This is a genomic window from Borborobacter arsenicus (assembly GCF_003934165.1).
Classification (GTDB): domain Bacteria; phylum Pseudomonadota; class Alphaproteobacteria; order Rhizobiales; family Rhizobiaceae; genus Pseudaminobacter; species Pseudaminobacter arsenicus.
Map to the genome: position 1 here is coordinate 1 of NZ_RKST01000060.1, position 10,417 is coordinate 10,417.

Consider the following 10,417-nt stretch of genomic DNA (forward strand, 5'->3'; position numbering starts at 1 on the left):
CTCAAGAACTGGCGACGCGTCGCCACTCGCTACGACAAGACAAAGGAATCCTATCTCGGCTTCGTCGCCATTGCCGCAGTCAAACTATGGATACCCTTTGTCCACGAGCGCTAGATTTGACGCGACCTGCTGGTCGTACGTTTTCTCAAGGGTGATCGCAAACCAACCGTTTGTCGCCAGATAGGCGGACAGCGCGACCGGAGACGACCGGACGATGGTTTCCGCTTCGATCAAGTTGTCGACGCTCTTGACCTGGATGTGCCGCTGGCTGAACGGGCCGCTGTCATATTGGTCAACGTAGACCCAGGTGTGGTGCATATATCCAGTTAAGCTACCAACTTGCAGCCGGTACCACCGGTCATTGTCGGCAAGAATTGTAACGGGCGTGCCATTCTGCACATTCGCCACATTTGCCGATTTTCCTTCGGCTAACGCTTTGAGGGGAGCTTGCCCTTTGGGATGCCTTACCCGACCGGAGCGCGGATCGGGGATTGCCAACGAATTGTAGCTTTGGCCTGTCGGTGCAGGGTTCGCTGCGACGTTCGGCTGCTGTGGCAAGCTCGGGGTCGGCTGTTCCGTCTGAGGCTGAGAAGCCTGATCGGTTGTCACCACCCGGAAGCGCTCCATTTCGCTCCTAGAGAGGTAACGAATGTCGTCGCTGTCGTATTGCAAGGAAAGCTGCAGCAACGCCGGGTCCACGCCCATCTCGATCATATAGGTCATTACATCGGCTGTGAGCTGCTGAACAGCCGAGACCGCCTCATGCGTGCTTATGGGGCTCGCCTCGCTGAACGAGGATTTATGCACACCGATTGCGCCAGGTTGAGCCAATCGAATGACACCGCCGAGAAACGCCAGCGCGCAAGCGGAGGAGCAATCGAGGCCCTTCAACTGAAAGGTGCTCAACCGGAAAGAGCGGATAAGACGACCAAGTTCCATCGCCTTGGCGACATTCCCACCCGGCGAATTGAAACTGACAACCGATGGATTATGCGTCCGGACCACGGCAGCAAATTCATCAAGATTGTCGTCGAAGGCAAACTGGCCTTGCACCATTACGAAGCGAAGCCCATCACTCGTTTGGTCCGCATCGTAGGTCAATCCAGCCTGAGCGTTCGTGGCCGCTATGGCGGCAAACAACGCAAACACAGCGCGACAAATAACTGGAAACCACGCCATAGCCCACTCAACCCTTGTATCGAGACTAACCGCGACTTTTCCATCTGTCGACTGGAACAGTGGCGCATCATGCAAGGAGATTTAGGTATCGGCTAGGCCAGAGGGTGTAACGAGCGACGCAGCGCGTATGCTGCGTATGTATTCGAAATATTTTTCAGGCCCAACCGGGTCCCTCTGGCCGAGGCCTGAAATGCAGCAATGGGGGGAGGGTCGAGCGATTCCGCCCGGAGAGAGGCAGACACAACAAAGCGGCATGGCAATCGTCGCGCCTCTGACATCGTCAATTGTCCCCTGCCCTATTCTGGGTCGAGGGCGATATGGTTGGCGGACTCGCATTCCCCGAACTCTTCCAGCGCCCACTCGATCTCGTCGGCGGCAACGCCCATCAGATCGGCGGCGGTTTCAAGCGGAATCCAGTCCTCAGCACCAGTCCGCTTGTCCCTGACCAGAATATGCACGGCGGTCTCCCCTGCTTAACAGGACAGAAAAACACTGCTCTGCTGCGCGCACAATTATTGCAGTGATGTCAGTGGCTTGCGCAGCCTACAGCCATTCCTGACGCCGGCTGCGGGGCGGGACGGGCGCTGCTGCCGGCCTGTGCCCGTAGGCCAGGAAGCGGCCCAGCGGCCACGGGCGTATGGTCGGCGGGCGGCGGCGTAGCCATGCGTATACCGCCAGCCCTGAGCCCGGTCTGGCCTAGCTGCCATAGGCCCGGTCGAGTGCCTCGATGGCGGCGCTGCCGTCGCGCACGGCCTGCGTGTAATGGCCGAGCGTAACGGTTGGGTTCGCATGGCCGGCTATCTGCGCCACCAAGCCGACCTCGATCCCCTGCGCCTGCAAGGTCGAGATAAAAGAGTGTCGAGCCGAGTGCGGCGTGACATAGGGTAGACCGAGCTTTTTGAAGGCCGGTGCCCAATACCGCTTGCGGAAATTCTGATAAAGCAGCGGTCCACCGCCGCCGAGACGCGGCTTCGGCCATTCCTGCAGCCTTCCGGGGCCAGGGAAAACGCGGTGCAACTCCTTCCCCTTCCTTGGGCAGCGGACCCGCCACGCCAGCAGCATCTCGCGGAGAACCGCGCTCATGGGGATGTCGCGCGTGCCCGCCTCGGTCTTGGTCATCTCTGTCAACAAGCCGTCACGCTCCTGTATCCTGCGGATGCGGGTCACATTGCGGTCGAAGTCGACTTCCGACCAGAGTAGGCCCAACTGCTCGGAGGGTCGTGTGCCGGCAAGGAAGGCGAAGGCGTAGTAGATTCCATGTTCCGCGTCCTCGCGCGCTGCGGCGATCAACTTTGCGATATGCTCGGGGGTCAGAATGGCCTTTTTCTGCCTATGTCGGACACGGGGAAGGCCTGTCGGCATGGACGGCGCGCGGATGCCGAAGTCCTCCTCGGCAAGGGCCAGGATGGATTTGAGATGCGACTTCGCCCGGTTCGCCGTGTACGCGCCGCACTGTTCCGTTACCGTCTTGTGCCAGACACGGATCATGGCCGTCGTGAGGGCGGTCAGCTTGACTTGGCCGAGCAGCTTGATGAAGCGGGCGTTCTTGGGCTGGACGCCGCTCTCGGTATAGTCGGCCCTCTCCTGCTTGGTTCCGATCAGCAGCGGGCCACGGATCGCGCCATTCGCGACGACCTTGTAGCCCTTCAGCGTGGACTCCTTCACGTTGCCCTCCTTTGTCGCCAGCCAATGCTCGATGGCTTGCGCAACTGTCGGGGCCTTCCGCTCGTCCACATAGGCTCCTTCCGCCACTTTCAGCAGCAGCGTCGTGCGGAACGCCTCGGCGTCCTTTTTACGGTTGAAGGCGCGGCGACGGCGTTTGCGGGTGAGCGGCTCGCGGTACTCACAATACCACTGCTGGCGCTCGCTGATCGCGCCGCTTGTAAGCTTGCGGCGGCGGGTTGTGGTGGTGATGGAAACATTGAAGTCGTTCATGGCCTTGCCTGTCAAAAAGGAAAAAAATCGGGAGGAAAACACGCCCGCGTGACCGGCACAAGTAATCGTCGGGGCGCTCACCAAGCCCGTGAAACAGCCGAAGCTGTAACCAGACGCGTAACCTCGGCGTGTCCGTGAATGTCGAAGCCGCGAGACGACGCGGCCCCGAAAGTCTCGGATTCCATGCCCATCGAGGTTGAAATTGCCGTCGACGAACGCCTCGGCGCTCGATCGAGCGGCACGGCGGGACGGACGGACGCCTGCAGGGCACAGGTATAGGGGGTGGCGGTGGCGCAGCGGCGGCTGCAGCACCATACCCCTCCCCCTCCTATAGTGTGTAGGTGTCCGTCCGTCCGGGCGTGGTCAAAATGGCCCCTCCACACCCGGCAGCAACTCGTCGGGCAGGTAGGCGAGCGGAATGCCCGTGGCCCGCTTCTTGCCCAGCACCTTGAACTGAACGGGGTTCGGTGGCGTGAACGCCCCATCCAGCTTCCGGATGGCCCTTTCCCATGCTCGCTGCGCCCACGGCGTGCCTCGGAACACCTCCTCCATCGCCGGAGCGCCATTGGCGACATAGAAGCCTGCCGCCTCGCCCTCGGCGTTCATCCGCATGCCGTAGCTCGCAACGATCCGCTCGGCGGCCGCGAAGTCGTTGCCGCGCCGCTGCTGCTCATCGCGGAGGCAGGCGAGCCAATGGCCGAGGGGATAGCCGTCCACGACATGAGACAGGAGATGGTCAAGGCATTCCTGTGCATCGTCGCGCTCGACCTCAAGGGCGTGGCGCTCGATTGCCGGCGCATACTCGGCAGCGAGCGCCTTTGCTTCTTCGTCCGTGGGAACCCTGCCGTTTAGGGCGACGAAGCCGGCCCCGATCAGGATGCTCATGTTCTGGCGATGCCTCCGATCTCCCGTTAGGTGGATGTCGATGGCGTCGGCGGCCGGCTGCACCAGATGGGCAAGCCCGATCATGTGGGAGCACCATGCCGAGCCCTTGGAGCGGAAATACGCCTCGTCCTCTGCAATGCGCCTTGCGACCTCCCGGTCGTTCTCGTGCATCAAAAGCTCGAACATCGAGATGCGTGACTGATCGGCTGGCGACATGCCACGCGGATTGATGGCGCTGAACAGGAAGGTGGTGCGCAGGCTGAAGCTCATCGCCTTACCCTCCGGTGTGCCCTTCAGCACTGGCGTGTCGGCCGACGAGGCACTGCGGGCGAGTCGGAGGATGTTTCGCAGCGTCGAGCCGTTCTGGTCGCTCTCGAACTCGTCCAGCAGGATGGGCAGGCTATCCGGCCCGAGAGTCTGGCGGATACCGGCTTCGGTGCTTTGACCATCGGCGGAAATCGCCAGCGGGCTCAGCACCGTGGAGGCGATCGTATGGATGGTGGTCTTGCCCGACCGGGCAGGTCCGTAGACGAAGGCATGGGGCCGCCAGACCAGTGCGCCACAAATCGGTGCCATCGCTAACCAGCCAAACATGAGCCCGGCGTCTTGCGAATTGCGCCAGTTGTAGTGCCTAAAATGATCTCGGAGGCGGTGGGCATTGAAGTTCGGACCGTCGTCCAGCGGAATGCTCTCAAAGCAGAGGTAGAGGAATTTCGCGCTTTCGACGGGCTGGCCGAGATTGACGATGACCTTGCCATTCTCAAGCCAAATGCCACGACCGCGTATGTGCAAAGGGTTGAACGGCCCCGCGCGGCGACATGCTTTTATAATGGCTTCTCCGGCAGCTTTAAAATTTGACGTGCCATGCTTCTTCCCCGGAAACCGCCGACGCCAGAACCCGGTTTCGGCCAGCCCGAGCAAATATTGCTCCGCGAGAAGCTGCTGCGCGGACGCCAGTATGATAATCTTGCGCACCGGGTCGAGCAGCGCGTAATGGCCTTCCTTCGTGTAGCCCAGCGGTCGTGGCCCAAAGGGACCGGGATCGTAGACCATGCCAAGCTGAATCGGCGACGTGATGCTGCCGCGATGTGGGCAGGCATCGCAGAAACGTTCGTTGCCGAGCTCCGAGCAGATGGAATCGCAGGTGCGGGGGCCGGCTTCTTCAAGCGCCCGCCTGAGCTTCTTGTCGGCCTCCCGCGCATTATAGCCGGGATGCTGAGCGCTATAGCCATGGAAGAGCCGGTCCCCGTCTTTGCAGCGCGCCGTGATCGACGTCGTGGCGTACCAGTTGGGCTCGTCGGCCGAGGCCGCGCCGTCCCCCGTGTAGTGACCATACCACGCGCATTCCTGCTGGATCGTGGAATGGTCGGCACGATTTGCCGAAACCGTCTTCGGCGGCTCACTGTCGGCCGCAGGCAGGTCACGCTCGAGATCAGCCAGAGACAGCCGGTTTTCCAGATTATGCGCAATGACCGCCACCGACTTCGGCGTGCCCGACTTGTGATTGAAGGTCATCGGCACGCGGAAAACACGGGCGAGATCGCTGACGTTGTCTATCTCGTAGCCAGCACGTTGGAAATGGGCGGCCAGTTTGCGGGCGAAGTTCCGAGAAAGTGCCTGAGCCCTGCGTCGCGCCTCCCGACTATCCATCACAATGGGCTTGTCGAGCTTGAATAGCGCGTGCAGCCCGTTCCCGGTGTTCTGGACGAAGTAGGGCTGAAACTCGAATGAGCGAACGAGGCCGAGTGCCATATCACTATCGGGTGGATATTGTTTGGCGCTGTTCTTCGCGACAGCGAAATCGATGTCCGCGATGAAACCGGGCAACCAGATCGCCGTTTCGTTCGATCCGCGCGCGGTGGGAGCGAGATTGTCCGGCTGGGTGCTGAGCCCAACATACAGATCCTCGGAAAACTTGCGTGCCTCGACATCGCAAACGAGCCGGGGGATTTCCCCCGGCCCATACGAACTCGTCATTTTAGTCTGACGGCTCCAGACTTTCAGGGAGCCCTCGAAGGGCGAACCCCAAAACTCCGAAATGAAGCCGGATAGGGAGAAGTTGGCGGTGCCGCTGTCGTCAGCGGGATTGTCGTCGGACATTGTACTACCTTTGAAAAGGCAAGCCGATCCCGTTCTGTGCCAAAAGTACGGCTGAGTGGCTCGGATTGTCGAGAAAGGGCGCAGCCCGATTTACGGGGCTGCGCAAGCGTATAACTCTCTAGTTGAGTGCCGAACTGCCGGCGGTGGCCATCAAAAGCTTGACGGCGATCAGTTTCGGATCACCGCTGTACAAAACACCCTGACTGTTCGACGCCAGATGCTCGATGTCCCATTGATTGCGAGGCAGGTGAAACTCGGCTGCAAAGACCAATGCGTCTATATCGGGATTCTTGAAGCCCTTGGCCATCCATTCAGTCCTATCGACGTTGTCGATAGTCACGAGACAGGAAAGCTGCCCTTTGTGCCTCTCTATGATTGCCACCGCACTGTAGCTGTCGCTGAAGGGCATTATGAGCCGCGCTTGATTCCAGTTGCCACGCGCAACCAAGCGGCCGTTCTCTCGGAGGGAGGCGTAGCGATAGAAGATCATGCCTTGAAGGACCAAGGCCCCAGACAGCAGCTTGATTACTTCTAGGAGATTCTCGCGATAATCGACCGTGTCACCGTTGGTCAGGGCGGAATTGTGCTTGCGCATTATTCGGCCCCCCCATTCCGACACGAGTCGATGTAAGCTACCACTTCGGACAGCTTGACCAGCTTCCTCGAATTGAATGGGGTATATGCCGGGATCGCCCTGGATTTGATGGCTCGGCGGAGCGCCCACGGATGGACGCCCAATTCCTGCGCGGCTGTTTGTATATTGGTCAGTTTTTCCGGCGCTGACCGGCCATCAGAATGCGTGTTCTGCATAACGCTCTCCTCTTGGGCGGAGACGATGGAGCCACAAAAAAGCGCTGCCACGCATCTCCACCCTTGTTTGAATCAAAGGGTTCAAATGCGATCGGCAGCGCTCTGCAGAACTTCTCAACCTTGCGGAACGGCCTCTGACCAGTTGCGCGTCAGTTGTTGTGTCTGAAGCACTACGTCATGAAGGCGGCGTTGGCCGCGCGTCAGCGTTCTTCATCGATACAAACTACATATAGACCAAAGATTTCACTTTGTCTACCACATATTGATCGCGTGTTCCGCCCGTGTAGCTGCGCCGCAGCCGAAAAGCGACGTATAGGCGAACGGTATGCGCAGCCAGGGTAGCAGGAAACGAAACGCCGCGTATGAAAGAGGTATGACAAGCGAAGCCAGATCCACACCCGCACTTGCGTAGCTATGCCGCCACGGACCGTCTGGGTATGGGAAGCGGATGGGGAATCGGCGGGGTACGGAATGGTACGCATACTGCTAATCCGATGGGAGTAACCGAACAAGCTCGTGCCTCAGCCCTTCCAACCACCCAGCGTCGGACTTGAGTTCAGGGTCAAATACAATCCGGCTATTATCCGACATCAATCCCGCATGCTTTGACGCATCTTCAAGAATTTCCCCAATTGAATGCACGATTGAGCGCGGAAGCACGGTGGTCACTCTACGCCTCCAGTCAGCAATTGCGCCTGCACTGAGGCCGGCCAGCGGAAAGTCTTTTCCGACAATCGAGGAGTTGACGACACCAATTATTGATCGCTCGGTATCGATCCGGGCTAGGAAACGCTTTCCTCTAGGCGTCATGCAACTGTCCTCACGAAGTCCGAAACAGAGCGCGCCCAGGCACCGAGCATTTCCGACGTCTCCTCCACCACAAGCGGCGTAACGTTAGGTGGCTCTTCACCTCTGGCGCTAGCCATTCGGCATCTCACAGCGATTTCGTAGCGCTCCATCGACATCGGGAAGCGGACTGGTCCGGGCAACCCGAAGGGAGAGTAACGGCCAAAGTTTGGGCGGCTTTTAAGGTGCCAGCTAGCTGACATCGCGATGTTCCGCGCACACACGTAAAGGATTCCCAGTTCGAAAACCGCGTTCTGCGGATTGGATGCAATCCAACGAGGGACGCCGTTCAAAATTTCGATAAGCCCATCTATGTCGGCTGAGGCAGTTCGGTACAAATTTGGTCGCCCGAATACGTCACTCGGGTGCAGGAACCCCGGAATGAGCTTCGCTTCAAGGAATATATGCCACGCAAATAGATTACCTTCTTCGAACAGATCTCGAAACTTTTTCTCACCATAAAAGGAAACGGAGGGCTCTTTCGGCAAGGCGGGCTTAAGCGCCTCAACAATTCCTTGCTCCGACGCGGTTCCGGACCCATCTTTGACAACAACCAAAAGATCTAAGTCGCTATGTGCATCGAAATCACCACGGCCGTAAGAACCAAACACGGCGAGACCGATGACAGTTTCGGCTAGGGGAGAGGGCAGATTCAGCGGTGCGATAGCCATCGGAACAATCCCGCGACAAGTACGCCGAAAGCGATGTAACGAGCGAGAATAATACTCGCATCCATCCAAAACCACTGACTAAAGGGGTTCGGATAAGGAACATCCAAAAACAGCGCAAAATAGTAAGTTACGTAGCGAATGAATTCAGCAGATACGGATGATATGGTAGGATCGTTCTGGGAACCAGCCCAGAGCATAGTGGATAGCGTGGCTGCTAGAACTAGTAAAGCCGATGCAGAGATCGCAATCTTCCATAAGCGTTCTCCATGACCCCAGAAGAACGAGTCAGCCCAAAATCCCACCCTCTTGAGCCCGACCCCGAGATGCTTCCAGAATCCAGAGTATTTGTTTCTGTAGTATTTTTCATCTCGTCTCCAGGCTCGACGCAGATGATCCCGCTTAGCTGCGATCTCCGCAATCACAAATTGCCGAGACGAACCCACATCGCCGAGCGAAAGCGCATTTTTGCGCAGTATCTGCAAAAGCTCGCGGCGGATATTGGGCTCATCAGGGAGCGATTTGAGAATCTCTGTGGTATCAATTCGAGTGCCGGTAAAGTCAGCATAGCGGAAGTCGCAGTCTGTGAAGGATGCTCCACGAAAATTACAGTCAGTGAACCGCGAACCAGTAAACTTGCATTCTCGAAATCTAGCTTTATGGAAATATCCTCGAGTGAAGGTACAATACGAAAAATCAATTCCCTCGAACTCTACGCTCTTGCCGCTTACATCTGTCAAAAAGGCGTGCTTAAAATTCTTAGGCCCGGAACCAGTGAGTTTAACGTGTTCGAATTGAGCGGGCTTATATTCAGCAACATCTGCAGGCGCTTCGGGAGGGACTGGCAAGGTGTTCTGTGTCATCGTAGTCCCTCACGAGGATGGTCCAAGGACATTTTCAATCCTTGATGCATTCCGTAATCCACGCGGTCAAGTGGAACAGGGCATACGACGTATCTGCGATCTTCCTGCAAAATGCTCTTACTATTAGTATCGCCGCTCAACGATATCCCAAGCGGCATCCCGGTCGGTTCCCTTCACGGTGTACGCTCCGCACTGGCGGTGACAGTACGGTGCCGCTGCCGGATCAGCGCCAGACTGCAGCCAGAATATCGGTTTCGACGTGCCACTTGTGACAACCGATGCTACGCATGGCTGACGTACCAAATGCGGGGTATGACCTTTGGCTATATTGGCCGAGTTCCTGTGCAGCTTGGATAACGGGAGCATCCCCAAAATGGCCTGCCTGCGCGGGAGCCTCGACGGGCGGTCCTCCGCACCATCCGGCTACCGCATCGCGGACAAGTGACCGCATGCGGTTGCGCTGGCGAGGGAGCGGCGCGCGTCCCCGTGGTGAACGTCGCTGCAAAATTCGACGGTCGCCCGCCGCGCTGAAATGTCGAAACGGGAGGCACTGGCAGGGGTGCGACATTGGGGAGGGAGGGCGCCGAAACTCCCAGATGCGACAAGTCCGCTTCCGCTTGGGCGAGTTGCTGGGCCAGCCGCTCCAGTTCAGGATCGCGGCCCGACTTCCATCTTTCAAATCCCTGCGCTTCCTGACGAAACTCCCCGACCAGTTTCTTGAGCCGTTCCTCAAGCCCTTGCTGTTTCGTGATAATCTCGTTCTGCGCCTTCTGGATCTGGCGCTGATCTTCCGGCGTATAGGCGCTCTGGAACTGAAATTTTGCCTCCGCACGCCGAATCCATGCGGCGATGTTAGAAGCTTTGACGGGACCGATACCGTGAACCTGTTGCAGATCGCGCCGCTTTGCGTCGAACGCGGTGGTGAAGCCGTATGACGCCAATTGTGCAATGTCGCCAGAATTGACCTTGGGGACGCGCGCGCCCCGGATGGGAAACTGGGACAGGTGATCGTCTAGCCCGCTTGATGCACGGCGCTGAGCTTTCGGCGGCCTGAAGCGGCGATCTGGTTGCCTTTGCGGTGCGTTTTCCCAAGCCTGCTCATGCGCCGGCGGTGATCCGTCGTGATGGAAG

The 10,417-nt window shown here is 58.5% G+C and carries 9 protein-coding genes and 1 pseudogene; 2 read left to right on the forward strand and 8 right to left on the reverse strand.

The annotated features are described in order from the left end of the window. A pseudogene (locus EET67_RS26260) lies at positions 1-114 on the forward strand (IS5 family transposase); the annotation flags it as partial. Here EET67_RS26260 and EET67_RS24515 read toward each other — a convergent pair. The 8 genes from EET67_RS24515 to EET67_RS26445 form a co-directional block, all read right to left on the reverse strand. Next, complete coding sequence (locus tag EET67_RS24515; protein WP_128628797.1) at positions 85-1,179, reverse strand: COG3904 family protein; 1,095 nt, start codon at positions 1,177-1,179, stop codon at positions 85-87. The pseudogene EET67_RS26260 and the gene EET67_RS24515 sit on opposite strands and share 30 nt — an antisense overlap. A gap of 296 nt (positions 1,180-1,475) precedes the next feature. Continuing rightward, positions 1,476-1,637, reverse strand: a complete 162-nt coding sequence (locus EET67_RS25795; RefSeq protein ID WP_165900035.1) for a hypothetical protein — start codon at positions 1,635-1,637, stop codon at positions 1,476-1,478. A 238-nt stretch (positions 1,638-1,875) separates the two neighbouring features. Further along, positions 1,876-3,429, reverse strand: a complete 1,554-nt coding sequence (locus tag EET67_RS24520) for a tyrosine-type recombinase/integrase (RefSeq protein ID WP_128628798.1) — start codon at positions 3,427-3,429, stop codon at positions 1,876-1,878. Positions 3,430-3,477: 48 nt separating this feature from the next. Beyond that, entirely contained in the window at positions 3,478-6,099 is a 2,622-nt protein-coding gene (locus tag EET67_RS24525) for a hypothetical protein (RefSeq protein ID WP_128628799.1), read from the reverse strand. Positions 6,100-6,217: 118 nt separating this feature from the next. Continuing rightward, the gene (locus EET67_RS24530; RefSeq protein WP_128628800.1) at positions 6,218-6,694 is read right to left on the reverse strand and encodes a hypothetical protein; all 477 of its coding nucleotides are present in this window, start codon (positions 6,692-6,694) and stop codon (positions 6,218-6,220) included. A 1,021-nt stretch (positions 6,695-7,715) separates the two neighbouring features. Then, a complete protein-coding gene (locus tag EET67_RS24535; protein ID WP_128628801.1) occupies positions 7,716-8,426 on the reverse strand; it encodes a nucleotidyltransferase domain-containing protein in 711 nt (236 codons plus the stop codon). Beyond that, the gene (locus EET67_RS24540; RefSeq protein ID WP_128628802.1) at positions 8,408-9,286 is read right to left on the reverse strand and encodes a pentapeptide repeat-containing protein; all 879 of its coding nucleotides are present in this window, start codon (positions 9,284-9,286) and stop codon (positions 8,408-8,410) included. The genes EET67_RS24535 and EET67_RS24540 overlap by 19 nt, the downstream gene beginning before the upstream one ends. Before the next feature lie 323 nt (positions 9,287-9,609). Next, a complete protein-coding gene (locus EET67_RS26445) occupies positions 9,610-9,837 on the reverse strand; it encodes a topoisomerase DNA-binding C4 zinc finger domain-containing protein (RefSeq protein WP_281011206.1) in 228 nt (75 codons plus the stop codon). 66 nt (positions 9,838-9,903) lie between these two features. On the opposite strand from EET67_RS26445, the gene EET67_RS26270 reads away from it, so the two are divergent. Then, positions 9,904-10,221: a hypothetical protein gene (locus tag EET67_RS26270; RefSeq protein ID WP_245451232.1), complete on the forward strand. Its 318-nt coding sequence runs from the start codon at positions 9,904-9,906 to the stop codon at positions 10,219-10,221. Positions 10,222-10,417 lie beyond the last annotated feature (196 nt).